The organism is Burkholderia sp. 22PA0106, assembly GCF_047497155.1.
Classification (GTDB): Bacteria; Pseudomonadota; Gammaproteobacteria; order Burkholderiales; family Burkholderiaceae; genus Burkholderia.
The window spans coordinates 2,704,490-2,730,737 of the sequence record NZ_CP163163.1; the positions used below are offsets into that span (position 1 = coordinate 2,704,490).

Genomic DNA, 26,248 nt, shown 5'->3' on the forward strand with positions numbered 1-26,248 from the left:
TGGCCGATGCCCGGGGGACTGTGAGCGAAGTATAGTGGACCACCGGACGCTGCAGGTCCCCAAGAAGTCCCCCTTGACGTCGGGACACTTGGACAAAAACGGCGGCGAATGTCCGCAAATGTCCGAACACGATTTTTCGCAAGTAATTGAATGAGCAAAGAATTGCAGCCTAACGCACCAGCCGAAGCGACCTTCGCGGGCCATACTCCAATGATGCAACAGTATCTCCGCATCAAAAGCGAACACCCGGATACGCTCGTCTTCTACCGGATGGGCGATTTCTACGAGCTGTTCTACGACGACGCCGAGAAAGCCGCGCGCCTGCTCGACCTGACGCTGACGCAACGCGGCGCGTCGGCCGGCACGCCGATCCGGATGGCCGGCGTGCCGCATCACGCGCTCGAACAATATCTCGCGAAGCTGGTGAAATTCGGCGAATCGGTGGCGATCTGCGAACAGATCGGCGACCCGGCCACGTCGAAGGGGCCGGTCGAGCGCAAGGTGGTGCGCGTGGTCACGCCCGGCACGCTGACCGACGCGGCACTGCTGTCCGACAAGGCCGACGTGTTCCTGCTCGCGCTGAGCCTCGGCCACAACAAGCGCGGCGTGGTCACCAACGTCGGCCTCGCGTGGCTCAACCTGGCCAGCGGCGCGCTGCGCCTCGCGGAAATCGCGCCCGACGAACTCGGCACCGCGCTCGAACGCATCCGTCCGGCCGAAATTCTCGCCGCCGATGCCGCCATGGAAGCCGTGCCGCCCGGCGCCGGCGCGGTCACGCGCGTGCCGGCCTGGCACTTCGACATCGCCTCGGGCACGCAGCGCCTGTGCAGCCAGCTCGACGTGGCGAGCCTCGAAGGCTTCGGCGCGCATTCGATGACGAGCGCCTGCGGCTCGGCCGGCGCGCTGCTGCTCTACGCGGCGTCCACGCAGGGCCAGCAATTGCGCCACGTGCGCAGCCTCAAGGTCGAGACGGAATCCGAATACATCGGGCTCGACCCGGCCACGCGCCGCAATCTCGAACTGACCGAAACGCTGCGCGGCACCGAATCGCCCACGCTCTACTCGCTGCTCGACACCTGCTGCACGACGATGGGCAGCCGCCTGCTGCGCCACTGGCTGCATCACCCGCCGCGCGCCTCGGTGGCGGCGCAGGGCCGCCAGCAGGCGATCGGCGTGCTGCTCGAAGCCGTGGGCGACGCGAACCTCGAAACGCTGCGCGGCGCGCTGCGCCGGATCGCCGACGTCGAGCGCATCACCGGCCGCCTCGCGCTGCTGTCGGCGCGCCCGCGCGATCTGTCGAGCCTGCGCGACACGTTCGCCTCGCTGCCCGAGCTGCGCGCGCGCCTCACGCCGATCGCGCAACAGGCGGAGGCGCTGGCGCGCCTCGAAGCCGCGCTCGAACCGCCGGCCGGCTGCGCCGACCTGCTGACGCGCGCGATCGCGCCGGAGCCATCGGCGATGGTGCGCGACGGCGGCGTGATCGCGCGCGGCTACGACGCCGATCTCGACGAGCTGCGCGACATCTCCGAAAACTGCGGCCAGTTCCTGATCGATCTCGAAGCGCGCGAGCGCACCCGCACCGGCATCGCGAACCTGCGCGTCGAGTTCAACAAGGTGCACGGCTTCTATATCGAAGTCACGCGCGGCCAGACCGACAAGGTGCCCGACGACTACCGCCGCCGCCAGACACTGAAGAATGCCGAGCGCTACATCACGCCGGAACTGAAAACCTTCGAAGACAAGGCGCTGTCGGCGCAGGAACGCGCGCTGGCTCGCGAGCGCTCCCTCTACGACGCGCTGCTGCAGGCGCTGCTGCCGCATATCGAGGCGTGCCAGCGGGTGGCCGCCGCGCTCGCCGAGCTGGATCTGCTCGGCGCCTTCGCCGAACGCGCCCGCGCGCTCGACTGGGTCGCGCCGCGCTTTTCCGATGAAATCGGCATCGATATCGAACAGGGCCGCCACCCGGTGGTGGAAGCGCAGGTCGAGCAGTTCATCGCGAACGACTGCCGGCTCGCCAACGAGCGCAAGCTGCTGCTGATCACCGGCCCGAACATGGGCGGTAAATCGACCTTCATGCGTCAGACCGCGCTGATCGCGCTGATGGCCTATGTCGGCAGCTACGTGCCGGCGAAGTCGGCCTGCTTCGGCCCGATCGACCGGATCTTCACGCGCATCGGCGCGGCCGACGATCTGGCCGGCGGCCGCTCGACGTTCATGGTCGAGATGACCGAAGCGGCGGCGATCCTCAACGACGCCACGCCGCAAAGCCTGGTGCTGATGGACGAGATCGGCCGCGGCACCTCGACGTTCGACGGCCTCGCACTGGCCTGGGCGATCGCGCGCCACCTGCTCTCGCACAACGGCTGCTACACGCTGTTCGCCACCCACTACTTCGAGCTGACGCAACTGCCGGCCGAATTCCCGCATGCGGCGAACGTCCACCTGTCGGCCGTCGAGCACGGCCACGGCATCGTGTTCCTGCATGCGGTCAACGAAGGCCCGGCGAACCAGAGCTACGGCCTGCAGGTCGCGCAACTGGCCGGCGTGCCGCCCGCCGTGATCCGCGCCGCGCGCAAGCACCTCGCGCACCTCGAACAGCAGTCGGCCGGCCGGCCCACGCCGCAACTCGACCTGTTCGCCGCACCGGCACCGCTGTACGACGACGAGTCCGATTACGACACGCCCGCCGTGCACGAAGTGCCGCCGGCTGCGCCGCATCCGGCGCTCACGCGCCTGCGCGAGATCGAACCGGACAACCTCAAGCCGCGCGAGGCGCTCGATCTGCTCTACGAACTGCAAACCCTCGCCGCCCGGCAAGCGGACGATGACCTCGCGCACTGAAGCCCGGCCTGCTCACGGCCCTCGCCGCGCCCCTTGCCGGCACACGGCGGCGTGGCTGCTGCTGGCCGCCGCCGCGGCGTTCGCCAACCCGGTTGATGCCGCGACCGCGGCCGGCGCCGCGCATGTTGCCGAGCGCGGCTTCGCGTTCGCGGTGCTGTCCGGCATGATCAACAGCCCGGCCGACGACCCCGGCATGGCGCGCATGTTCGACGCGATTTCGCGCGATCGCGCGGTGGCGTTCGCGATCTACGACGGCAACCTCAAGGGTGCGCGCGAAGCGTGCCGCGACGGCGTGTACGACAACCGCTTCGCCATCCTCAAGGCCTCGCGCGTGCCGGTGTTCTACGTGCCGGGGCAATTCGACTGGGCGGTGTGCGCGCAAAAGGACAACGGCGGCTACGACGCAGTCGAACGGCTCGACTATCTGCGCCAGACCTTCCTGTCGGATTCCGAATCGCTTGGCGCGACGCCGCAGCCCGTCACGCGCGAGAGCGAAGTCGCGCGCTTCCGCCCGTTCCGCGAGAACATCCGCTGGACCCAGGGCGATGCCGTCTTCGTCGCGCTGAACGCGCCGTCGCCGAACAACCGCTATCTGACAGCCGGCGGGCGCAACGGCGAGTTCGAAGATCGCGCCATCGCCAACGCATTCTGGATCGACCATGCGGCCGAATTCGCGAAGCGGCGCAATGCCCGCGCGCTGGTGATCGTGATCGAAGGCGATCCGCAGTTCGAGCGCTACGAACACGAGCGCTTTGCCTGGCTGCAACTGAGGACGCGCGCGCGCGACGGCTTTCTGGAATTCAAGCGCTCGCTCGTGAAGGCGGCCGCCACGTTTCGCGGCACGATCCTCGTGATCCATGCAGGCAGCGAGGCGCTGCGCGGCGGCTTCCGGATCGATCAGCCGTTGCACGACGAGAAAGGCGAGCGCATGGAGAACCTGACGCGCATCGCGATCGCGCCGCGCGAACGGCTCGTGCAATGGATCAAGATCACGATGAATCCGGTCGGGCGGCCGATGTTCGGGGTGAGCCTGCAGGAAGTGCCGGCCAACCTGCCGGTGCCGCCCGCGCTGCCTGCCACGCCGCACGAGGACATCCCGTTGCCCGACATGCCGGAAATCCCGGCGCTGCCGGAATTGCCCGATCCGGCCTCCACCGTGGGCGGCGTACCGCCGCAACCGGCTTCGATCGGCGCGTCGCCCGGCACCGCGGCGAGCGGCGCGGGTCAGGCCATGCCGCCGCTCTACCCATCGGCGCCACCAGCCAACGTGCCGGCATCGGCGCCGGGCAGCTACCGCTGAACGCGGCCCGGGAAGCCTGAGCCACGATGCCCCGAAGGCCGGGGCCAAGCGGATGCAAAAACGCGGGCCTCGGCCCGCGTTCGATCAGTGCAGCGTGTGGCCTTTCGGCGCCTCGCCTTCTTCGTCGTCATCGTCCTCGTCGACGATTTCCAGCCCTTCCGCGCCATGCGCGTGTTCGTGCTCGATTTCGTCTTCGGTGGCCGCACGCACATCCTTCACGCTCAGCGAAAAACGCAGCGCCATGCCGGCGAGCGGGTGATTGCCGTCGAGCACCACCTTGTCTTCGGCGACATCGGTGACGGTGTAGATCAGCGAATCGACTTCCTCGTCGCCATCTTCCGGCGTGCCTTCGAATTGCATGCCGACTTCGAGCGGCTCGGGGAAGCGGTCGCGCGCCTCGATCTTCACGAGCTCGGGATCGTATTCGCCGAACGCGTCTTGCGGTTCGAGCTGGACCTCCGCCTCGTAGCCGGCTTCCTGACCGTCGAGCTGTTCCTCGATCTTGGGGAACGTGCCATCATAGCCGCCGTGCAGATAGACCATCGGCTCGTCGCTTTCTTCAATCAGGTTGTCTTGCGCATCCGACAGCTTGTAAGCGACCGATACGACGGTGTTTTTTGCGATTTTCATCCAGATCTCCCAATTTCAAGCCGCATTATACCGATGTCTCAACGGTCCGAAACCGAAGCGCACAGCCCGTCCGATGCCCCCCGCCCCGACCAGCCGACGCCGCTGCTCGGCAACCTGACACCGTCGCAATTCATGCGCCGCTACTGGCAGAAAAAGCCGTTGCTGATCCGCCAGGCGATACCCGGCATCGTGCCGCCGATCACGCGCGACGCGCTGTTCGAGCTGGCCGCCGACATGGATATCGAATCGCGGCTCATCACCCATTTTCGTAACAGATGGCAACTGGATCACGGCCCGTTCGAGGCACGTGCGCTGCCCTCGGTGAACAAGCGCGAATGGACCCTGCTGCTGCAAGGCGCGGACCTGCACGACGATGCCGCGCGCGCCCTGCTCGAACGTTTCCGTTTCGTGCCCGATGCGCGCCTCGACGACCTGATGATTTCGTATGCGACGGACGGCGGCGGCGTCGGTCCGCACTTCGATTCCTACGACGTGTTTTTGCTGCAGGTGCATGGCAAGCGACGCTGGCGCATTGGCGCGCAAACCGACCTGAGCCTGCGCGAGGATCTGCCGCTCAAAGTGCTCGAGCATTTCGAGCCGACCGAGGAGTGGGTGCTGGAGCCGGGCGACATGCTTTACCTGCCGCCGCATATTGCCCACGACGGCGTCGCCGAGGGCGAGTGCATGACCTGCTCGATCGGCTTCCGCGCCCCGTCCGCCGGGGAATTGACGAGCCAGTTCCTGTATTACCTCGCCGAGCGCGGCGCGCTGCGTCAAGGCGCGCGCGCCGCCGCGCTGTATCGCGATCCGCGGCAACCGGCCGTCGATCGTCCGGCGCAATTGCCGGCCACGATGGTGGAGAAAGTGGAAGCGGTGCTGAACGGCATTCGCTGGACACCACGCGAGATCGAATCGTTTCTCGGCAGCTACCTCAGCGAACCCAAATCGAACGTGGTGTTCGACGCCCCGGATGACCCGCTCGACGAGGACGATTTCTCGACTGAAGCAGGCCACCGGGGTATTCGCCTCGACAGAAAGGCGGCGTTGATGTATAACGCGCGCTCGTACTTCATTAATGGCGAAGAAAATCCGCTCGCCGGCACTGCAAAATGGCTGCCGGAATTGGCCGATCGACGCTGTTTGGGGGCGAAACGCTTTGTAACACACTCCCGCCACCCGCTCATGACAGCGTTGCTCCACGAGTGGTATTGTGCGGGCTGGATCAAACTGGGATAAGTGCTGTACGCTTGCCCCGGCATGACATCCCATATTGGATGAAACCTGTATGGGAAAGACAACGTATTGACCCCGCATTTGTCGACGGTCGATAGGAAAGTGCATATAATTTCCGCCCAAGCCGTAGGGAAGATTCACGCTCTGGCAGTGCGTCCAGCGCGTCTCCACCAGCGGCCCGAGTCGGTGTTGGAGCACATTACCGGTATTGTTTCGCGCTGTTGCTTACCTTTAACCATAAAAGGACGTGATCATGAAGAAATCCCTCCTCGTAGCTTCCCTGTTGGCCGCTGTTGCTCTTGCTGCTTGCAACAAGAGCTCGGACCAAGCTGCTTCGTCGGCTGCTAGCGACGCATCGGCAGCAGCTTCGGCTGCTTCGTCGGCTGCTGTTGCTGCTTCGGACGCAGCTTCGAGCACGGCTGCTGCTGCGAGCGACGCTGCATCGGCTGCTGCTGCTCCGGCTTCGGACGCAGGCGCATCGGCTGCTGCTCCGGCTTCGGGCGCAAGCAACTAAGCAAGACTCAGCTCACGCTGATACGAAAAACCGGCCCTGGTGGCCGGTTTTTTTATACCCGCTCGCGATTCCATCGCGGCAAGCGGGCCCTCCCCTGCGGCACATGTGTGCCCGCTCCCCTACCCCACGTCCAGCCAGCCGAAACCGTCGTCCTGCGACGCGACCGTCACGTCATCCCGCGCGCAATCGAGCACGGCCGAAAATGCGGCCTGCGCCAGCTCGGGAAGGTTGTTCTGCTGGCTCAGGTGCGCAGCCACCAGATGCCGCAAGCGCGAGCGATCCAGCGAGGCCAGGATCTCGGCCGCCGCGGCGTTGCTGAGGTGCCCGTGCGGGCCGCTGATGCGCGCCTTCAGCGAGGCCGGATAGCGGCCCTTGGCCAGCATCTCGACGTCGTGGTTGGCTTCGAGCACGAGCGCGTCGCAGCCGTTCAGGGCACTGCAGAGATGCGGCGTGGACATGCCCGCATCGGTCAGCACGCCGAGCCGTGCACTGCCGTTGGAAAACACGAACTGAAGCGGCTCACGCGCGTCGTGCGGAACCGTATAGGGATGGATTTCGAGATCGCCGATGGCGGCTGTGTCGTCGCCCCACATCACGTGCAGATCGACGTCGGCGCTATCGGCGCCGACCGCGCGTGCGGTGCCCCAGCTCATGTACAGCGGGATGCCGAAACGCCGCGCCATGGTCAGCGCGCCGCCGATGTGATCGCTGTGCTCGTGCGTGATCAGGATCGCGTCGAGCTCCCCCGAGGCGAGCCCGACCCGCACCAGGCGGCGATCGATTTCTTTCGCTGAAAAACCGCAGTCGAGCAGGACGCGTGTGGTGGTGGTGCCCGACGATGCCTCGACAACGAGCGCATTACCCTCGCTGCCGCTGCCGAGGCTCGTGACTCTCACGCGCTCAGTTCAGTTGCGTGTGGAGCAGCGTGATGATGCGCTGCGCGTCGGTCGAGTTGTCGGCCTGGCCGTTTGCATCGACGACGGCCACTTGCGTCTTCGCGTCGCCGGTGGCACGCACGCTGACGAAGTATTCCTTGCCCTGCTTGGCGGCCTTCGCGTGGCCGTAGAACAGCTTGCCGAGCAGGCCGTCGCCCTTCAGCTCGTCGGCCGAATTCGCGTAGCGGACCATGTACACGCCCTTGGCGCGATCGCGGTTGTCGACGGCGAAGTTGGTGCGATCGAGCGCGAGGCCCACGCGCAGCCAGGCACGATCGACGGATTCGGCGAGGTCGAGCGTGGCCGCACCGGAACTGGTGTCGACCACGGTGGCCGGCGCCGTGGCGGAGCGCGCGTCGGTCAGCAGTTGCTTGGCCTGGGCATCGGTCAAGCCGAACTTCTCCATCAGCTTGGCCAGGAACACCGCTTCGAGCACCGGGTTGCGCGGACGCTCGACCCAGCGCGACGAATCGCCGCCCTGCGGCCCCGTCAGCACTTCTTCCATCGCGCTGTGCGTGATCGAGATGTCGGTCGTGCCGTTGCCGCCACGCGTGACGAGCGTGCGGAAGCTGTCTCGCGTGCCCGACGAATAGGCGAAGTCGATCACGCGGCCGATGCTGCGGCGGAACCAGTCGTCCGGAATGTTGGCGCGATTCTCGGCCCAATCGGTACTGAGGATGCCGGTTTGCGGCGCGTCGGTTTTCAGGGCGAAGCCATTGTCGGCCCAGAATTCCTTCAGTTGCGGCCACAGCTGTTCCGGCGTGCGGCCATCGACCACGAGCCAGCGGCGATCGCCATCGCGCTCGATGTGCATGCCGTACGGGTCCTGCGCGCTCGGCTGCCCTTCCGTGGAATTGCCTGCGGCCGTCACAGCGCGCTGCGGCAGCGAACCGAGGCCCGCATTGGTCGGCGGCGCGACGTAGGACGGGCTGACCGGCACGGCCGTCAGATCCTTCGGCACGGCCAGCGGCGGCGCCGAGCCAGTCGACTTGTAGTTGACACGGTCGGGCGCGAAATAATCGTTCAGCGTGTCGCAACCGGCCAGCGCGCCAAGCGCAAGCGCCACCACGGACGCCTGGACGGCGCGAGAGGAAAAGGCGAAATGTTTCATGAAATCCTTCGTCTTGCTAAACGCGTGACACGCGCAATGCCGGCGGGCCGGGGTGAAATCGGGTGGGTCGGGAAGCACGGACGGCCGCGGGCGCGGCCATCCGGATCGGTCAAACGATGCCGGCTTCGCGCAGCGCGCCGCGCACGACATCGTGGAAGCGCTCGTCGAGCGGCGTCAGCGGCAGGCGGATGCCACCGCGAATCTTGCCCATTTCCTGCAGCGCCCATTTCGCGGGAATCGGGTTCGCCTCGGCAAACAGGTGCTTGTGCAGCGACAGCAGCTTCATATGGATTTCACGCGCGGTTTTCGCGTCGCCGGCGATCGCGGCGCGACACAGCTCGCTCATCGCGCGCGGCGCGACGTTGGCCGTGACCGAGATGTTGCCGTGGCCGCCGAGCAGCATCAGCGCGATCGCGGTGGGATCGTCGCCGCTGTAGATGCCGAAGCCCTGCGGCGCGGCCTTGATCAGGTGCGCGGCGCGCTCGAGGTTGCCGGTGGCATCCTTCACGCCGACGATGCCCGGCACCTCGGCGCAACGCAGGATGGTGTCGTTGGCCATGTCGGCCACCGTGCGGCCCGGCACGTTGTACAGGATCACCGGCAGGTCGACCGCCTCGGCGATCGCACGGAAATGGCGATAGATGCCTTCCTGCGTCGGCTTGTTGTAGTACGGCACCACCTGCAGCGTGGCGTCGGCGCCGACCGACTTGGCCTGGCGCGACAGCTCGATCGCCTCGGCCGTGGAATTGCCGCCCGCGCCCGCGATGATCGGGATGCGCTTGGCGGCGTGCTCCACCGCCGTCTTGACCGTCTGGATGTGCTCGTCGACCGACAGCGTGGCCGATTCGCCGCTCGTGCCGACCACCACCAGTGCATCGGTGCCTTCTTCGATATGCCAGTCGACCAGCTTGCGGAAGGCCGGCAGATCGAGGCTGCCGTCTTCGAGCATCGGGGTCACGATCGCGGGCATGCTGCCGCGGAATTGAATGCCGTCTTGGGTGCCGTTAGCCATGAAACGCAATGAAAGTAAACTCAATAAACGTCGATTGTAGCGGATTACCCGAGCAGTCCGTAACGCGGGAATCCCTCCCCTTGATCGCGCACCGCGCAGATCCGCTGGACGAAGGCAGGCCGCCCCTGGTCCGTGAAGCCGTCCTCGAAACCGATCACGCGCAACTCGCCGCGTACCGCGTCGAGCAATTCACCTGGCGTGAGCAGGAATGCGGGATTGGACGGCTTTCCGAGCGTTTCGTTGCCGCGCGCGAAAGTTTCGTAGAGCAGGATGCCGCCCGGTGCCACCGACGCCACCAGGCGCGGCAGCAGCGGGCGATGCAGGTAGTTCGTGACGACCACCGCGGCGAAGCGCGCATCGCCGGCCAGCGGCCACGGCGCACCTTCGAGATCGGCCGCGCGCGCCTCGACGCCGCCGATGCCGGCCAGCGCATCGAGCGCCACCGGATCGCGGTCGAGCGCGAGCACCGGATGGCCGCGCCCGGCGAACCAGCGCGCATGCCGGCCCTGCCCGGCCGCCACGTCGAGCACCGCGCCGCCGGGCGGCACCAGGTGCGACCAGGCGGCGACCCAGCGCGACGGCGCGCCGGCCGCGTGCGGCTCGGCGGCGCCTGCGTGGGCAGCCGGCGGGATCGGCGTGGTGGTGGTCATGCGGCGGCTCAGTTGTAGGACAGGCCCATTGCGTCGCGCACGTCGCGCATCGTCTCGACCGCGTGCTTGCGCGCCTTGTCGCAACCGTCCGCGACGATCGCGCGCAGCAGCGACGGATCGTCCATGTATTTCTGCGCACGCTCCAGCATCGGCTGCTGTTCGCGCAGGATGCCGTCGACCACCGGCTGCTTGCAGTCGAGACAGCCGATGCCGGCCGTCTTGCAGCCCTGCTTCACCCATTCGCGCGTCGAATCGTCCGAATAGACGAGATGGAATTGCCAGACCGGGCACTTGTCCGGATCGCCCGGATCGGTGCGGCGCACGCGCGCCGGATCGGTCGGCATGGTGCGGACCTTCTTCGTGATGGTTTCGGCATCCTCGCGCAGGCCGATCGTGTTGCCGTAGGACTTCGACATCTTGCCGCCATCGAGGCCCGGCATGCGCGAGGCCTCGGTCAGCAGCGCCTGCGGCTCGACCAGGATGATCTTGCGCGAGCCTTCGAGATAGCCGAACAGGCGTTCGCGGTCGCTCATCGACAGGCTTTGCGATTCCTGCAGCATCGCGCGCGCTTGTTCGAGCGCCTCGTCGTCGCCTTCCTGCTGGTAGGCGTTGCGCAGCTCGCGATACAGCTTGGCACGCTTGCCGCCGAGCTTCTTGGCGGCTTCCAGCGCCTTTTCCTCGAAATCCGCCTCGCGGCCGTACAGGTAGTTGAAGCGGCGTGCGATTTCGCGCGTCATCTCGACGTGCGGCACCTGGTCCTCGCCCACCGGCACCAGCGAACCGCGATACAGCAGGATGTCGGCCGCCATCAGCACCGGGTAACCGAGGAAGCCGTAGGTGGAAAGATCCTTGTCCTTGAGCTTCTCGATCTGTTCCTTGTAGGTCGGCACGCGTTCGAGCCAGCCGAGCGGCGTGCTCATGCCGAGCAGCAGCGCCAGCTCCGCGTGCTCGGGCACCTTGCTCTGGATGAACAGCGTCGCCTGGGTCGGATCGATGCCGGACGCGATCCAGTCGATCAGCACTTCCCAGACGTTCTTTTCGATGACCTCGGGCGTTTCGTAGTGCGTGGTCAGCGCGTGCCAGTCCACCACGCAGAAGAAGCACGGATACTCGGACTGCAGCTTCACCCAGTTCTTCAGCACGCCATGGTAATGGCCGAGGTGAAGCGACCCGGTGGGACGCATGCCGGAAAAGATACGATCGGGGAACATGTTTGTGTTTTAGAAAAGCGATGCAATGGGAGACAGGATGGCCCGCACGATGCTGTAGCCGATGCCGACACCGGGCTGCAGCCAGTACTTCGACAGCACGCCGGTCATGAGCAGCAGCAGCACGATGATGAAGCCGTAAGGCTCGACCCTCGAAAGCGCGATCGATTGCCTGGGCGGCAGCAGCGCCGACAACACGCGCCCGCCGTCGAGCGGCGGCAGCGGAAACAGGTTCAGCACGCACAGCACGAGGTTCACGCCCACGCCGGCGCCGGCCATGCGCGTGAAGAACGCCTCGTCGACGTCGCCGGCGGCCAGGCCGACCGCCACCAGGCCCCAGATCAGCGCCTGCACGAAATTGCAGGCCGGGCCGGCGGCCGACACCCACAGGCTGCCCCAGCGCGGGTTGCGCAGGTTGCGGAACGCGACCGGCACCGGCTTGGCATAGCCGAACAGGAAGGCCCCGCTCGTCAGGAAATACAGCGCGATCGGCATCACGATGGTGCCGATCGGATCGATGTGGCGCGCGGGATTGAACGAAACGCGGCCGAGCGCGTAGGCGGTGTTGTCGCCGAGCAGGCGGGCGGCGTAGCCGTGTGCGGCCTCGTGCAGCGTGATCGCGAAGATCACGGGCAAGGCGTAGACGACGATCGTCTGAATCAGGTTGTCCATAGCGCGATATTGTAACAAGCGGAAAATGACGGACGCGGAAAACCGGCGGCGCGCCGCTGCGTTCGGGTCGGAGTCAGGCGTTGGCGCTCAGGCCGAACGGTTCGAGCGCGCCGCGGCCGGCTCGCACCAGCACCGGCTCGTCGCCGCTCAGGTCGATCACCGTGGACGGCTCGCGCGGGCATGCGCCCCCGTCGATCACCAGATCGACCTGCTTCTCCAGGCGTTCGCGAATTTCCTCGGGATCGTTGAGCGGCTCGTCGTCGGACGGCAGGATCAGCGTGGTGCCGAGCAGCGGCTGACCGAGCGCCTCCAACAGCGCCAGGGTGATCGCGTGATCGGGCACGCGCAGGCCGATGGTCTTGCGCGACGGATGCGACAGCCGGCGCGGCACTTCCTTGGTGGCCTGCAGCACGAACACGTACGGGCCGGGCGTGACCGACTTGATCAGCCGGTACTGGTGGTTGTCGACCATCGCGAAATTGGCCAGCTCCGACAGGTCGCGCACCAGCAGCGACAGCAGTTGCTTGTCGTCGAGGCCGCGGATGCGGCGCACCCGCTCCACGGCGGTCTTGTCGTCGAGATGGCAGGCCAGCGCGTAGCTCGAATCGGTCGGCATCGCGATCACGCCGCCCTGCCTGACGATCTCGGCCGCCTGGCGTACCAGCCGCGGCTGCGGGTTTTCCGGGTGAATCCTGAAGAACTGGGACATGGACTGTGTGGGGAGTGGATCGTCGGCCCGCGCGTGCGTTGCGCGTTGGGGGCCAGGCCGCGCCGGGATGCGCGCGGCAGCGGGGGTCAAAGCCAGCGTTCCCAGACCGGTTTCAGGTCCGGCGGCAGTGGCGGCAGGCTGCCAAGCTCGATCACGCTCTCGCCCGGCGCATGGAAATCGGAACCGCGCGACGCCTCGAAGCCGTAGCGGCGCGCCACGTCGGCATATTCGCGATATTGGTCGGGCGTGTGGCTGCCCGTGACGACCTCGATCGCCCGGCCGCCCAGGTCGATGAATTCGCCGAACAGCGCGCCGAATTCCACCGGCGTGAAAGCATAGCGGCCCGGGTGAGCGATCACGGCCTCGCCACCCGCCTGCTGGATCCAGCCGACCGCGTCCGACAACTTGGCCCAGCGGTGCGGCACGCAGCCAGGCTTGCCGTCGCCGAGATAGCGTGCGAATACGTCTGACGTGGACACGGCATAGCCGGCCTCGACCAGATAACGCGCGAAGTGGGTGCGGGAAATCAGTTCGGGATTCGACACGAAGCGCAGCGCACCTTCGTAGGCACCCGGAATGCCGATCTCGGCGAGCCGCTCGCTCATTTCCTGCGCGCGCGCCGCACGGCCGTTGCGGGTGCGATACAGCCCGTCGACGAGCGCCGGATGGGCCGGATCGATATTGAGCCCGACGATATGCACCGTGCGTGACGCCCACGTGACCGAAATCTCCACGCCGCACAGGTAGCGCATGCCGAGCGCCTGCGCCGCCTCGCGCGCCGCCGCCTGGCCGCCGATCTCGTCGTGATCGGTTAGCGCCCACAGCGTCACGCCCGCCGCGTGCGCGCGCTGCGCGACCTCGGCAGGCGTCAACTGGCCGTCGGAGACGTTGGAATGGCAGTGCAGATCGGCGTTCATCGTCGGAATCGGGTACATGCAGGCATTCTACTGCAACGCCGCAATCCGGCGGTCGCGCCGATCCCCGATAGAGCCGCCATGCCCGGGCGAAACCGGGGCCGCATGCGGCCCCGGTTTCAGGCCGAAATCAGGCGCAGAACGCCTCGATCAGCGCGGCGACCTGCTCGGGCTGGTCGTGATGGACCATGTGGCCCGCGTCCTCGATGGTCTTCTCGCGCCAGTCGGGAAAGGCGGCGAAACGCGCCTTGAATTCGTCGAGCGGGATCTTGCCGGCCAGGAAGCGCAGCGTCGGCGAATCGACCGCCTCGATGTGCAGCACCTTGGCGCGCACCTTCGACCACACCGCCATCACCTCCTCGAGCCGGTACAGCAGCGGGCCGGCCTGCTTGTGGGCGGGATCGGCGAGCAGGTGAAAGCGACCGTCGGGATCGCGGCGCGACCAGTAGCCGGCCAGGAACGCCGCACGCGAGGGCGCGAGGCGCGGGTTGGTCTTGATCAGGCGCGCGGCGACCTCGTCGAGCGAAGCGTAGCTGGCCAGGTGCGGCGGCTCGCGCAGCTCGTCGAGCCAGCCGGCCAAGCGCAGCGGCGCCTGCGACGGCGGCGGCGGCGCGAGGCCGAAGCCTTCGAGATCGACCACGCGGCGCACCCGCTGCGGCCTCACGCCCGCGTACAGGCACACCACGTTCGCGCCCATGCTGTGACCGACCAGGTTGACTTCGCCGTCCGGCGTGTAGTGATCGATCAGCGCTTCCAGATCGGCGAGATAGTCCATGAACCAATACTGGCCGCCGCCCTGCGCCGCCACCGGATAGTCGGACAGTCCGAAACCACGCGCGTCCGGCGCGATCACCTGCCAATCGCCCGCCAGCGCGTCGACCACGAACTGGAACGATGCGGCGACGTCCATCCAGCCGTGCAGCATGTAGAGCGTCGGCGCGCCGGGCCGGCCCCAGCGGCGTACGTGCAGGCGCGTGCCGCGCACGGTCACGAATTCGGAGAGGGAATCGGTGCTGATCTGGGTCATTGCGGCCACCAAAAAAGAATGATCGTTCGATTATATCGATGCCGATGGCAGCCGGTGCTGCGCAACGTCGCGCCGCGGACGCGTGTCGAGCCACCTCTCTAGGTCAAGCCGATGGTCAGGCCCCGGCCACGGGCGGCGGATCGCGATCCTGCGCGACCAGCGCGTCGAGTTCGGTCTCGTCGAAACCGGCGTCGCGACGCGCCTCGAAATTGAACGGCCCGCGCAAGCGCGGCGCATGATACTGCGCGGCCAGTTGCAGGTAGGCCGGATGCGGTTCGCGCCCCATTTGTGCACACAGATGACGAAACCACCGGTTGCCGATCAATACGTGGCCGATCTCGTCGCGCAGGATCACGTCGAGGATCGCCGCCGACGCCGCGTCCCCCGACTGCGCGAGCCGCGCGCGGATCGGCGGCGAGGCATCGAGGCCGCGCGCCTCCAGCGTGCGCGGCACCAGCGCCATGCGCGCCAGCACGTCGCCGGCCGTGCGCTCGCACATTTCCCACAGCCCGTCGTGCGCGGGGAAATCGCCGTAGACATGGCCGAACTCGCCCAGCCGCTGCGCCAGCAGCGAATAGTGATACGCCTCCTCGGCGGCCACCTTGAGCCAGTCGGCGTAGAACGCTTCGGGCATGCCGGGAAAACGCCACACCGCGTCGAGCGCGAGATTGATCGCGTTGAATTCGATATGGGCCAGCGCGTGCAGCAGCGTGGCGCGCCCTTCGGGCGAGCGCATCGAACGGCGCTTCAGCAGGCGCGGCTCGACCAGTTCGGGGCGCTCGGGCCGGCCGGGCAAGGCTGGCGGCACCTCGAAGCGGCGCGCCGGATCGATCCGTGCGCGGCCCGCCAGGCCATCGGCGTGCAGCGCGCGCACCTGTGCGGCCTTCGCGACGGGATCGGTTTCGAGCAGCGCGGCGAGTGCGGCGGTGCGCAGACAGGGCAAGGTTTCGGACGGGAAATTCGGGTCGGACATGAATACGACGCTGGCGACAGCGAAGCAGTGTGCGCGATCAATTCACGCAAGCATTTACAATAGCGGATTACGGTGCGTTCGGCCGCTGCCCGCTTCGCGCGCGGCGGCCACGGCAACCCGGCCCGCACGGCCGCGCACATTGTACCGGCGCCACACGGCGCCCCACCCTGCAGGTGCCCCCCAGGAGACAACGTGACCATCTACAAGCTCGGCGAAGACGCCCCGACCATTCATGAAAGCGTGTTCGTCGCGGATAGCGCGGCGATCATCGGCAAAGTGGTGCTCGAGGAGAACGCCAGTGTCTGGTTTGGCGCGACGATCCGCGGCGACAACGAGCCGATCGTGGTCGGCGCCGGCAGCAACGTACAGGAAAGCGCGGTGCTGCACACCGATCCGGGCTGCCCGCTGACGATCGCCCCGAATGTGACGATCGGTCACCAGGCGATGCTGCATGGCTGCACGATCGGCGAGGGTTCGCTGATCGGGATTCAGGCGGTGGTCTTGAATCGTGCGGTCATCGGCCGCAACTGTCTGGTCGGCGCCGGCGCGGTGGTCACGGAAGGCAAGACCTTCCCCGACAACTCGCTGATCCTGGGCGCGCCGGCAAAGGTCGTGCGCACGCTGTCCGACGAGGACATCGCGGGCATGCACGCGAACACGCAAAACTACGCGCAGCGACGCGCGTATTTCAAGGAGCAGCTCGTGCGGATCGGCTAAAGCCGTCCGCCGCACTCCGCCAATCGAGGAACCGAAGTGAGCGACCAGCTACAGAAATTCATGTTCAACACGGCGCCGGTGCGCGGCGAGATCGTCTCGCTCGGCAGCACCTGGCGCGAAGTCCTGACGCGTCGCAGCTATCCGGCGCCCGTGCGCCACATTCTCGGCGAGATGATGGCCGCCTGCGCGCTGCTGTCCGCGAACCTGAAGTTCAACGGCACGCTCGTCATGCAGATCTACGGCGACGGGCCGGTCAAGATGCTGGTGGTGCAGTGCAGCTCGGATCTGTCGATGCGCGCCACCGCCAAGCTGGCCGATTCGACGGCGGCCACGCTCGGCGACGACATGTCGTTCGTCGAGTTGCTCAACGTCAGCGGCCATGGCCGCTGCGTGATCACGCTCGACCCGTCCGACAAGCAGCCGGGCCAGCAGCCGTACCAGGGCATCGTGCCGCTCAACGATCACGACGGCCCGCTGCAATCGGTTGCGCAGGCGCTGGAACACTACATGCATCACTCGGAGCAGCTCGACACGCGGCTCTGGCTCGCGGCCGACAGCGACCGTGCGGTCGGCATGCTGCTGCAGAAGCTGCCCGGCGACGGCGGCATCGTGCCGGCCGCCGACGAGCAGGACGCCGACACCTGGGAGCGCGTCTGCACGCTCGGCAGCACGCTGACGTCGAAGGAATTGCTCGAAACGGAACCCGAGACGGTGTTTCGGCGTCTGTTCTGGCAGGAGAACGTCCGTCACTTCGAACCGGCCGGCACGCGCTTCCAGTGCACCTGCTCGCGCGAGAAGGTGGGCGGGATGCTGCGCATGCTGGGCCGCGAGGAAATCGACGGCGTGATCGAGGAGCGCGGCCACGTCGAGATTCATTGCGAGTTCTGCAACCAGCGCTATGAATTCGATCCGGTCGATGTCGAACAACTGTTCGCGACGCCCGCGTTGGGTGCCGGCGTCACGCCGGCAGGCGATCAGCGTCACTGAGCAGCACGCGGCGGCACCGCCCGCCCGCGCCGAGGGAGAAGCATCATGAGCATCCGATCCATTCGCCAACTGCCGCTGCCGGCCTCGGCCGCCCTGGCCACCGTATTGGCGGCCACGCTCCTCGCGGGCTGTGCGGTCGCGCCGCCGTCCACGGTGTTGAGCCGGCTGCCCGATGGCCAGCCCGGTGCCGCCGCGGCCCAGGCTAGGCCGCTTACGCCCGCGGAAAAACAGCGCTACGACGCCATCGACAAGCAAGTGCTGCGCGAGCAGGACGAGGTGATGTCGGCCGAAGCCGCCGCGCGGGCCGCTTATTACGCACCGGCACCGGTCACCGTCTATGGCGGCTACTACGGCGGCTGGAACAACGGCTGGGGTTACGGATACGGCTATCCGGGCTGGGGATGGGGCTGGTAAGGCTCATCCGCCCGTGGGTTCTCGCCTTCCGCTCATGGGCGCTTGCCGAATAAAAAACGCGACCTATTGGTCGCGTTTTTCTTGGGTGCCGCCGTTCACGCCTCACTCACGATGCGCCGCGCGGCCGTGATGACGTTCGGGCTTGGCGCGCGACACCGGGTTCGGCACGACGCTGACCGGTGCACCGGTAGTCACGCCGTGATTGGTCAACGACGCCGTGGAATTCTGGTTCGGCACCATCGGCGCAGGCGAATTCGGCGAAACGAACTGCACGAACACTTCGCCGTCCTTGATCATGCCCATCTCGTAGCGCGCGCGCTCCTCGACGGCGGCCGTGCCGCTTTGCAGATCCTGCACTTCGCCGGCAATGCGTTCGTTGCGCAGCTTTTCGTCCGCGTTCTTCTGCATCTGGTCGACCAGCTCCTGACGCAATTCGTGCACGCGCAGCCAGCCGCCATGTCCCCACCAGAGTGGGTACTGAATCAACACCAGCAAGGCGATCAGAACGACAGTGACAAGCCGCATGTACGAGCCGCAGATATAAGAAGCGCCGCTTCACGAGGGTCGCGAAGCGGCGTCACGGAGGACAAGTCCGGATAGTAGCGCGTTATCAGCGCAGGTTGTAGAACGCCGACTTGCCCGGGTAGCTGGCGATATCACCGAGATCTTCCTCGATGCGCAGCAACTGGTTGTACTTCGAGATGCGGTCGCTGCGCGACAGCGAGCCCGTCTTGATCTGGCCGGCGTTCAGGCCCACGGCGATATCGGCGATCGTCGAATCTTCCGTTTCGCCCGAGCGGTGCGAGATCACGGCCGTGTAGCCGGCGCGCTTGGCCATTTCGATGGCGGCGAACGTTTCGGTCAACGTACCGATCTGGTTGATCTTGATGAGGATCGAGTTGCCGATGCCCTTCTCGATGCCTTCCTTCAGGATGCGCGTGTTGGTGACGAACAGGTCGTCGCCGACCAGTTGCACCGTCTTGCCCAGACGATCGGTCAGCAGCTTCCAGCCGTCCCAGTCGCTTTCGTGCATGCCGTCCTCGATCGAGACGATCGGGAACTTGTCGGCGAGCGTGGCCAGGTAGTCGGTGAATTCGGCCGACGACAGTTGCAGGCCTTCGCCGGCCAGTTGGTACTTGCCGTCGTGGTAGAACTCCGAGGCCGCGCAGTCGAGCGCCAGCAGGACGTCTTCACCGGCGCGGTAGCCGGCCTTCTCGATCGCCTGGATGATGGTCGACAGGCATTCGTCGTTGCTGCCGAAGTTCGGTGCGAAGCCGCCTTCGTCGCCGACGGCCGTGCTCATGCCGCGATCCGACAGGATCTTCTTCAGCGCGTGGAACACTTCGGCGCCGCAGCGCAGCGCTTCACGGAAGGTCGGCTGGCTGACCGGAACGATCATGAACTCCTGGATGTCCAGGCTGTTGTTGGCGTGCGCGCCGCCGTTCACGATGTTCATCATCGGCACCGGCAGTTGCATCGCGCCCGAGCCGCCGAAATAGCGGTACAGCGGCAGGCCGGCTTCTTCGGCGGCAGCCTTCGCGACGGCCATCGACACGGCCAGCATCGCGTTCGCGCCGAGGCGCGACTTGTTGTCGGTGCCGTCCAGCTCGAGCAGCGTCTTGTCCAGGAACGCCTGCTCCGACGCGTCGAGACCCATGATCGCTTCGGAGATTTCCGTATTGATATGCTCGACCGCCTTCAGCACGCCCTTGCCGAGATAACGGCCGGCTTCGCCGTCGCGCAGCTCGATCGCTTCGCGCGAGCCCGTCGACGCACCCGACGGCACCGCGGCGCGGCCCATCGTGCCCGATTCGAGCAGCACGTCGCACTCGACGGTAGGATTACCGCGCGAATCCAGAATCTCGCGGCCGATGATATCTACGATTGCACTCATGATTTCCTCTGAGGATGACGATGGATTCCGTCGTGATGGCTGTGACGGCGGAGCAGACCTTGCTACAGACGCCTGCCACCGCCGCCAAGTTCATGCATTAGTTGAAATCGTTTTCCAGGAACGGCGTGCGCTTGACCGCCGTGTCGAGCGTGACGAGCGTCTCGAGCAGCGCGGCCATGCGATGCAGCGGCACGGCGTTCGGGCCGTCGGACTTCGCCTCGGCCGGGTTCGGGTGCGTCTCCATGAACAGCCCGGCCACGCCGGTGGCCACGGCCGCGCGTGCGAGGACCGGCACGAACTCGCGCTGGCCGCCCGAGCTGGTGCCCTGCCCGCCCGGCAACTGCACCGAGTGGGTGGCGTCGAACACGACCGGCGCGCCCGTTTCGCGCATGATCGCGAGCGAACGCATATCGGACACGAGATTGTTGTAGCCGAACGAAACGCCGCGCTCGCAGGCGAAGAAGCGATCTTCGGACAGGCCGGCTTCGCGGGCCGCGGCGCGCGCCTTGTCGATCACGTTCTTCATGTCGTGCGGCGCGAGGAACTGACCCTTCTTGATATTGACGGGCTTGCCCGAGCGCGCGCAGGCGTGGATGAAATCGGTTTGCCGGCACAGGAAGGCCGGCGTTTGCAGCACGTCGACCACCGACGCCACCGGCTCGATTTCCTCGATGCCGTGCACGTCGGTCAGCACCGGCAGGCCGAGCTGGCGCTTGACTTCGGACAGGATGCGCAGGCCTTCGTCCATGCCCGGGCCGCGGAACGACGTGCCCGAACTGCGGTTGGCCTTGTCGAACGACGACTTGTAGATGAACGGGATGTTCAGCTTCGCGCAGATTTCCTTGAGCCGGCCCGCGGTGTCGATCGTCATCTGCTCCGATTCGACGACGCAAGTGCCGGCGATCAGGAAGAACGGCCGATCGAGGCCGACTTCGAAATCGCCCAGTTTCATGCTTTCACTCCGGCACGCGCCTGCTGATTGGCCAGCGCGGCTTCGACGAACGACTTGAACAGGGGGTGACCGTCACGCGGCGTGGACGTGAATTCCGGGTGGAACTGGACACCGACGAACCACGGGTGCATCGAGCGCGGCAGCTCCATCATTTCCGGCAGATCCTCGCTCGGCGTGCGGGCGCTGATCACGAGGCCGCCGGCTTCGAGCTGGGGCACGAAACCGTTGTTGACCTCGTAACGATGGCGGTGACGTTCGTTGACGTCGGCGCCATAGATTTCCTCGGCCAGCGTGCCGGCCTTGATCGGGCAGCGCTGCGAGCCCAGGCGCATCGTACCGCCCAGATCCGATCCTTCCGTGCGCTTTTCCACTTTGCCTTCGCGATCGTGCCACTCGGTGATGAGGGCGACCACGCGGCTCGGCGTTTCCGGATCGAATTCGGTGCTGTTGGCGCCCTTCAGGCCGACCACGTCGCGTGCGAATTCGATGACCGCGAGCTGCATGCCGAGACAGATACCGAGATACGGCACGTTCGCTTCGCGCGCATAGCGGATCGCCGCGATCTTGCCTTCGGTGCCGCGACGGCCGAAACCGCCCGGCACCAGCACGGCGTCGAGGTGCTTGAGGCTGTCGACGCCGTTGGTTTCGATTTCCTCGGAGTCGAGGTATTCGATGTTGACCTTGGTCGACGTGTGGATCGACGCGTGACGCAGCGCCTCGATCAGCGACTTGTACGATTCCGTCAGCTCGACATACTTGCCGACCATGCCGATCGTGACTTCGTGCTTCGGGTGCTGCAGGCGATCGACCAGCGAGGCCCACATCGAGAGGTCGGCATCGTTCGGCGAGAGCTTGAGCTCTTCGCAGATGATCTTGTCGAGGCCCTGATCGTGCAGCATCTGCGGGATCTTGTAGATGCTGTCGACGTCCCACACGGAAATGACCGCGTCTTCCGGCACGTTCGAGAACAGCGAGATCTTCTGGCACTCGTCGTCGGGGATGCGGCGATCGGCACGGCACAGCAGCACGTGCGGCAGAATGCCGATTTCGCGCAGCTTCTGCACGCTGTGCTGGGTCGGCTTGGTCTTCAGCTCGCCGGCCGTCGCGATGAACGGCACCAGCGTCAGGTGCACGAAGCACGCGCTGTTGCGGCCCATGCGCAGGCTCATCTGACGTGCGGCTTCGAGGAACGGCAGCGATTCGATGTCGCCCACCGTGCCGCCGATTTCGACGATCGCCACGTCCGGCTCGCCGCAGGTGGCCGACGCCGCGCCGCGCTCGACGAACGCCTGGATTTCATTGGTGATGTGCGGAATGACCTGGACCGTCTTGCCCAGGTAATCGCCACGGCGTTCCTTGCGGATCACCGACTCGTAGATCTGACCGGTCGTGAAGTTGTTGGCCTTGCGCATCTTCGTGCTGATGAAGCGCTCGTAGTGGCCGAGGTCGAGATCGGTTTCCGCGCCGTCTTCCGTCACGAACACTTCGCCGTGCTGGAACGGGCTCATCGTGCCGGGGTCGACGTTGATGTACGGATCGAGCTTGAGGAGGGTGACTTTTAGACCGCGCGACTCGAGGATCGCGGCGAGAGAAGCGGCAGCAATTCCCTTGCCGAGGGAAGAAACTACGCCGCCGGTGACGAATACATATTTGGTCATCGCTGAATGCTCGCGGGAAAAACGGATTATACCGTAAAGACCGTGCATCTCTGAGCAATTGTGGACCGATCGCGCCCTATCCTTGCCCTGTGCGGCGAGGCGGCCGATGGCCCGTTTCGGCACCTGCGCGGCGGCTGTCCCGACGCCGCGCGAGCGGCCGGGAAGGCGTGCTGCGGCAGGCTGTCCCGCGCCTTTGCACGCCGCATCGCGCCACGCCGGCTGCTATGCGGCGGCGCCGGCCGAACGCAAGGTATTCAGCATGCGCTGCAAGGCGCGTGCGGTTTCCAGCGGGTGCTCCATCGGGAACAGATGCGAGCCTTCGAGCCACTCGATCCGGCCGTGCGCGATACGCCGCGTGGCGTCGAGCCCGACCTGCCGAACCTCGCGCGAACGCGTGCCGGCCAGGAAGCCCACCGGCACCGGCGCGCCGTGCGCAAGCCGCGGCCCGAGCGTGTGCGGCAACGTCCGATAAATCATGTACTCGATCTCGCGGTCGAACGCGAGCCGCCGCTCGCCGGACGAATCCGTCTGCGGAATGCCGTGATCGACGTAGTCGGCCAGCATCCGCTCGTCCCAGCGCGCGAACGCCGGCTTCTCGCGGAAATGCCGCCAGACCTCGTCGCGGCTGGCCCAGCGCGTGCGCCGCTTGCGGGTGGCCGCAGCCGGCGAGAGCCGCTCGTCGAGGCCGGTCCACTGGCTCACGCGCAGCGCGCTGCTGCGCCAGCCCGCGATCACCGGCGAATCGAGCATGACGACGCCGCGCACCCATTGCGGCTTCTTGAGCGCCGCCATCAGCGACAGATACCCGCCGAGCGAATGGCCGACCAGCCAGACCGGCCGCTCGTAGCGCTGGCCGATCGTCTCGACCAGCTCGTCGACGAGATGCGGCCAGTCGCGCGTGACGGGATAGCGCCGGTCGTGACCGATCCGCTCCAGCGTGCGGATCTCGTACTCGTCGGCCAGCTCGGCGAACAACGTCCGGTAGGTCGAGGCGGGAAAGCCGTTCGCATGCGAGAAATGGAGGATGTCCTTCAAGTGTGCGGTGTCTCCTGTTTTCGGTTCGGGGCGCGGCAGACAAGGCTGCACGACGATGCCGGACGAGCATAGCGCGTCCGTGCGGCCATATCGCACAATGCGCCGGGGCGCACCGGGCCGCGTGCCGGGTCATTTTCGAAATGAGGCGATAAGCATTTGATTTTTATCGAATCCTTTCGATCGACCGCGCTTCGATGGTTCCCTCTACTCGCCCCCTCATCGATCCATCCAGTAGCGCCGGTGCCGGTCGCGGTAGCGCAGGATCGGCAATGCGTCGGGAGCATCGGGATCGTTCAGCATGACATCCACCTGACCGTCGCGATCGCTGCGCGCCAGCGGAATGCCGCGTTCGGCAAAACGCGCCCAGACAGTCGGATGCGGATGCCGGAAACGGTTCGCATAACCGAGCGGAAACCACGCGGTGCGCGGCCCGACCGCATCGACGAACGGTTCCGACGACGACGTGCGGCTGCCATGATGCGGCACCACCAGCACATCGGCCGCCAGCGCCGCGCGGTCGCCGGCCAGCAGCACGCGTTCGACGCGCGTGTCGATGTCGCCCGTCAGCAAGACCGCGTGGCGGCCCGCCGAAACGTGCAGCACGCAAGATTGCGCATTCGCGCTGCCGGCCCGCACCCCGCCCTGCGGCCACAGCACGGCAAAACGCACGCCATCCCACTGCCAGTGCTGCCCGGCCGCGCAAACGAGCCGGTCGGCCACGCCGGCATCCTTCGCCTGACGCCACAGCCGGTTGCCGGGCGGCAAGCCGCCCGCGAGCTGCGCGACCGGCAACGCGGCGAGTACGGCCGGCGCGCCGCCCGCGTGATCGGCATCGGCATGGCTGATCATCAGCACGTCGAGCTTGTCGATACCGCGCGCACGCAGGAACGGCACCACCACGCGCTCGCCCGCACGCGTGGACTCCTCACCCGGCCCGGCATCGAACAGCAGCCGGTGACGCGCGGTTTCGACGAGCACCGACGTGCCCTGCCCGACATCGAGCATCGTCAGCCTAGCCGCGCCCGCTGGCGGCCCCTGCGGCGCGGGCAGCGCGAACGGCAGCCACGCGAGCGGGGCCGCGAAACGCAACGGCCAGCCGCGCGGCATCAGCATCCATCCGCCGCCGATCAGCGCGGCGGCCAGTGCGAAGCCCGACGGCGGCGCCATCGTCAACACCGAGCGCTCGGCCGGCCCGAGCGCGTCGAACACGCCGAACAACGCCGCGAGCATCGCGTGCGCCGCATGAAACGCCGGCGCGCCGAGCGGCGCCGGCAGTACCACGCCCGCCAGCACGACCGGCGTGACGAGTGAGCCGACCCACGGAATCGCCAGCGCATTGGCCGCCATGCTGCCCAGCGGAATCTGCCCGAACCAGACGACGCCGAGCGGCACCATCCAGAGCGTCACCGCGTATTGCACGCGAGCGCCGCTGGCGATCCCGTGAGCGAGGCGCGCAACCCAACGCCGCGAATCGATGGCGCGACGCGGCTGCGCAACCCCCATATCGGCATCGGCGGCCAGCGGTTCGCCATCCCGCCGATGCCGCCGCCGATTCGTGCGCCCCGACACCGCGAACAGGATCACCGCAACCGCGCCGAACGACAGCCAGAACCCCGGCAGCAGCACCGCCCACGGATCGGCGATCAGCACGCAGGCAAGCGCCATCGCCAGCGTGGCCGAGGGCGGCACCGCACGCCCGGCCAGATAGGCGAGGCAGGCCGTGCTCAACATCCACCAGGCGCGCTGCGCCGGCACGTTGAAACCGGCCAGCGCGGCATAGCAACCGGCCCCGGCGATCGCCGCGCACGCGCCGGCGTACTGGGCCGGCACGATCAGCGGCAGCGGCATGCCGCGTACCGCCGCGCGCCGCCACCACGCGGCCACACCCCAACCGGCCAACGCCCCGACCATGCCGATATGCAGCCCCGAAATCGCCACCAGATGGCTCGTACCGGTGGCGCGCAGCGAGCGGCGGTCGGCTTCGGCGATGTCGTCCTGCGCACCGATCGCCAACGCGATCACGATGCCCGCATGCGGCGCCCCGGCCAGCACCGCGCGGATCCGCTCGCGCAGCGCGAACCGCAGCCGGTCGACGGCGTCGCGCGACGTGCGAGGCCCCGCATCGAGCCGTATCGCGTCGCGCGGCGCGGATACGTAGCCGAGCGCGCGCACGCCTTGCGCCAGCCACCCGGCCTCGGCGTCGCGCACGCCCTCGTTGGCCGCGCCGTGAGGTCGCTTCAGGCGCACGCGCAGCCGCCAGCGCTCGCCAGGGCGCATCGGCGGCGGTGGCGCGATGTCCTCGCCACGCACGATCCACGACAAGCGCAAGCGCGCCGGAAAGCGCGCGAGGCCCGTGTCGTGACCGTCGACGTCGAACACGAAACGCACGCCGTCGGCGTCGCGCGTGGGCAGCCCGCGCACCGTGCCCGTCACGATCGCGTCGCGCCGCATCCATTCGGCCGGCAAGGTATCGGCGAGCCGCCAATGCGCGCGCACGGCAGCGTAGGAAAAGCCGGCGAGCAAGGCCAACGCAAGCGCCGCAGGCACACACGCCCGCCCCGCCCAACGGGTAGGCCTGACAAACAGCACGAGCACGAGCGCAATCAGCAGCCCCACCGCCAGCCCCAAGGCCGCCAGCAAGCGCCATCCCGGCAAGCTCGCCTGCCGCTGCAACAGCACGACGCCGAGCGCAAACGCGATCCAGATTTCCCGCATCGCCACCTCGTGATGACGCGCCGCGAACACGACGCCAAGCACGGACGATTATGGGGAAGAAAGGCAGCCGCGAACCGTCGAAACGATCACGCTGGCCGAAGGGAATAGAGCGATGGGAAAAAACCGAAACGCGTGCAACCGAGCAGG

The 26,248-nt window shown here is 67.0% G+C and carries 24 protein-coding genes; 6 read left to right on the plus strand and 18 right to left on the minus strand.

Annotated features, from left to right (window positions below; genetic code table 11):
- Positions 1-150: 150 nt before the first annotated feature.
- Positions 151-2,841, plus strand: coding sequence for a DNA mismatch repair protein MutS (gene mutS / locus AB4850_RS26860; protein ID WP_414442484.1), 2,691 nt, complete (start codon positions 151-153; stop codon positions 2,839-2,841).
- Entirely contained in the window at positions 2,825-4,141 is a 1,317-nt protein-coding gene (locus AB4850_RS26865; RefSeq protein WP_414442485.1) for a hypothetical protein, read from the plus strand. Before mutS ends, AB4850_RS26865 begins: the two co-directional genes overlap by 17 nt.
- An 84-nt stretch (positions 4,142-4,225) precedes the next feature.
- Here AB4850_RS26865 and AB4850_RS26870 read toward each other — a convergent pair whose 3' ends face one another.
- The gene (locus tag AB4850_RS26870; protein ID WP_414442486.1) at positions 4,226-4,771 is read right to left on the minus strand and encodes an FKBP-type peptidyl-prolyl cis-trans isomerase; all 546 of its coding nucleotides are present in this window, start codon (positions 4,769-4,771) and stop codon (positions 4,226-4,228) included.
- A 33-nt stretch (positions 4,772-4,804) separates the two neighbouring features.
- Between AB4850_RS26870 and AB4850_RS26875 the strand changes: the two genes are divergently transcribed.
- Positions 4,805-6,007 carry a JmjC domain-containing protein gene (locus tag AB4850_RS26875; RefSeq protein ID WP_414445621.1) on the plus strand — a complete coding sequence of 401 codons (1,203 nt, stop codon included), beginning with the start codon at positions 4,805-4,807 and terminating at the stop codon, positions 6,005-6,007.
- 341 nt (positions 6,008-6,348) lie between these two features.
- Here AB4850_RS26875 and AB4850_RS26880 read toward each other — a convergent pair whose 3' ends face one another.
- From AB4850_RS26880 to AB4850_RS26930, 11 genes are all read right to left on the minus strand, one after another.
- A complete protein-coding gene (locus AB4850_RS26880; protein WP_414442487.1) occupies positions 6,349-6,483 on the minus strand; it encodes a hypothetical protein in 135 nt (44 codons plus the stop codon).
- Between the two features lie 154 nt (positions 6,484-6,637).
- Complete coding sequence (locus AB4850_RS26885; protein WP_414442488.1) at positions 6,638-7,414, minus strand: MBL fold metallo-hydrolase; 777 nt, start codon at positions 7,412-7,414, stop codon at positions 6,638-6,640.
- A gap of 4 nt (positions 7,415-7,418) precedes the next feature.
- Positions 7,419-8,564, minus strand: a complete 1,146-nt coding sequence (gene bamC, locus AB4850_RS26890) for an outer membrane protein assembly factor BamC (RefSeq protein ID WP_414442489.1) — start codon at positions 8,562-8,564, stop codon at positions 7,419-7,421.
- Positions 8,565-8,673: 109 nt separating this feature from the next.
- Entirely contained in the window at positions 8,674-9,576 is a 903-nt protein-coding gene (gene dapA, locus AB4850_RS26895) for a 4-hydroxy-tetrahydrodipicolinate synthase (protein ID WP_414442490.1), read from the minus strand.
- Positions 9,577-9,620: 44 nt separating this feature from the next.
- A complete protein-coding gene (locus tag AB4850_RS26900; protein WP_414442491.1) occupies positions 9,621-10,226 on the minus strand; it encodes a class I SAM-dependent methyltransferase in 606 nt (201 codons plus the stop codon).
- Positions 10,227-10,234: 8 nt separating this feature from the next.
- The gene (locus AB4850_RS26905; protein ID WP_414442492.1) at positions 10,235-11,437 is read right to left on the minus strand and encodes a tryptophan--tRNA ligase; all 1,203 of its coding nucleotides are present in this window, start codon (positions 11,435-11,437) and stop codon (positions 10,235-10,237) included.
- A 9-nt stretch (positions 11,438-11,446) separates the two neighbouring features.
- The gene (locus AB4850_RS26910) at positions 11,447-12,106 is read right to left on the minus strand and encodes a site-2 protease family protein (RefSeq protein WP_414442493.1); all 660 of its coding nucleotides are present in this window, start codon (positions 12,104-12,106) and stop codon (positions 11,447-11,449) included.
- 73 nt (positions 12,107-12,179) lie between these two features.
- Positions 12,180-12,815 (minus strand): L-threonylcarbamoyladenylate synthase, encoded by a 636-nt coding sequence (locus tag AB4850_RS26915; protein ID WP_414442494.1) that lies wholly within the window; start codon positions 12,813-12,815, stop codon positions 12,180-12,182.
- Positions 12,816-12,901: 86 nt separating this feature from the next.
- Positions 12,902-13,732 (minus strand): 3',5'-nucleoside bisphosphate phosphatase, encoded by an 831-nt coding sequence (locus AB4850_RS26920; protein WP_414442495.1) that lies wholly within the window; start codon positions 13,730-13,732, stop codon positions 12,902-12,904.
- Positions 13,733-13,859: 127 nt separating this feature from the next.
- A complete protein-coding gene (locus tag AB4850_RS26925; RefSeq protein ID WP_414442496.1) occupies positions 13,860-14,756 on the minus strand; it encodes an alpha/beta fold hydrolase in 897 nt (298 codons plus the stop codon).
- Between the two features lie 115 nt (positions 14,757-14,871).
- Entirely contained in the window at positions 14,872-15,729 is an 858-nt protein-coding gene (locus tag AB4850_RS26930; protein ID WP_414442497.1) for a ferritin-like domain-containing protein, read from the minus strand.
- A gap of 192 nt (positions 15,730-15,921) precedes the next feature.
- On the opposite strand from AB4850_RS26930, the gene AB4850_RS26935 reads away from it, so the two are divergent.
- The 3 genes from AB4850_RS26935 to AB4850_RS26945 are packed head-to-tail and all read left to right on the plus strand — an operon-like array spanning position 15,922 to position 17,847.
- Positions 15,922-16,446 carry a gamma carbonic anhydrase family protein gene (locus tag AB4850_RS26935; protein WP_414445622.1) on the plus strand — a complete coding sequence of 175 codons (525 nt, stop codon included), beginning with the start codon at positions 15,922-15,924 and terminating at the stop codon, positions 16,444-16,446.
- Between the two features lie 36 nt (positions 16,447-16,482).
- The gene (hslO, locus tag AB4850_RS26940; protein ID WP_414442498.1) at positions 16,483-17,433 is read left to right on the plus strand and encodes an Hsp33 family molecular chaperone HslO; all 951 of its coding nucleotides are present in this window, start codon (positions 16,483-16,485) and stop codon (positions 17,431-17,433) included.
- Positions 17,434-17,478: 45 nt separating this feature from the next.
- Positions 17,479-17,847 (plus strand): hypothetical protein, encoded by a 369-nt coding sequence (locus AB4850_RS26945; protein ID WP_414442499.1) that lies wholly within the window; start codon positions 17,479-17,481, stop codon positions 17,845-17,847.
- A gap of 102 nt (positions 17,848-17,949) precedes the next feature.
- On the opposite strand, the gene ftsB is transcribed toward AB4850_RS26945, so the two are convergent.
- The 6 genes from ftsB to AB4850_RS26975 form a co-directional block, all read right to left on the minus strand.
- Entirely contained in the window at positions 17,950-18,372 is a 423-nt protein-coding gene (gene ftsB, locus AB4850_RS26950; RefSeq protein WP_414442500.1) for a cell division protein FtsB, read from the minus strand.
- Positions 18,373-18,457: 85 nt separating this feature from the next.
- Positions 18,458-19,741: a phosphopyruvate hydratase gene (eno, locus tag AB4850_RS26955; protein WP_414442501.1), complete on the minus strand. Its 1,284-nt coding sequence runs from the start codon at positions 19,739-19,741 to the stop codon at positions 18,458-18,460.
- A gap of 97 nt (positions 19,742-19,838) precedes the next feature.
- Complete coding sequence (kdsA, locus tag AB4850_RS26960; protein ID WP_414442502.1) at positions 19,839-20,693, minus strand: 3-deoxy-8-phosphooctulonate synthase; 855 nt, start codon at positions 20,691-20,693, stop codon at positions 19,839-19,841.
- Positions 20,690-22,351 carry a CTP synthase gene (locus tag AB4850_RS26965; protein WP_414442503.1) on the minus strand — a complete coding sequence of 554 codons (1,662 nt, stop codon included), beginning with the start codon at positions 22,349-22,351 and terminating at the stop codon, positions 20,690-20,692. Before AB4850_RS26965 ends, kdsA begins: the two co-directional genes overlap by 4 nt.
- 222 nt (positions 22,352-22,573) lie before the next feature.
- A complete protein-coding gene (locus AB4850_RS26970) occupies positions 22,574-23,386 on the minus strand; it encodes an alpha/beta fold hydrolase (RefSeq protein ID WP_414442504.1) in 813 nt (270 codons plus the stop codon).
- A gap of 216 nt (positions 23,387-23,602) precedes the next feature.
- Entirely contained in the window at positions 23,603-26,101 is a 2,499-nt protein-coding gene (locus tag AB4850_RS26975; protein ID WP_414442505.1) for a DNA internalization-related competence protein ComEC/Rec2, read from the minus strand.
- Positions 26,102-26,248 lie beyond the last annotated feature (147 nt).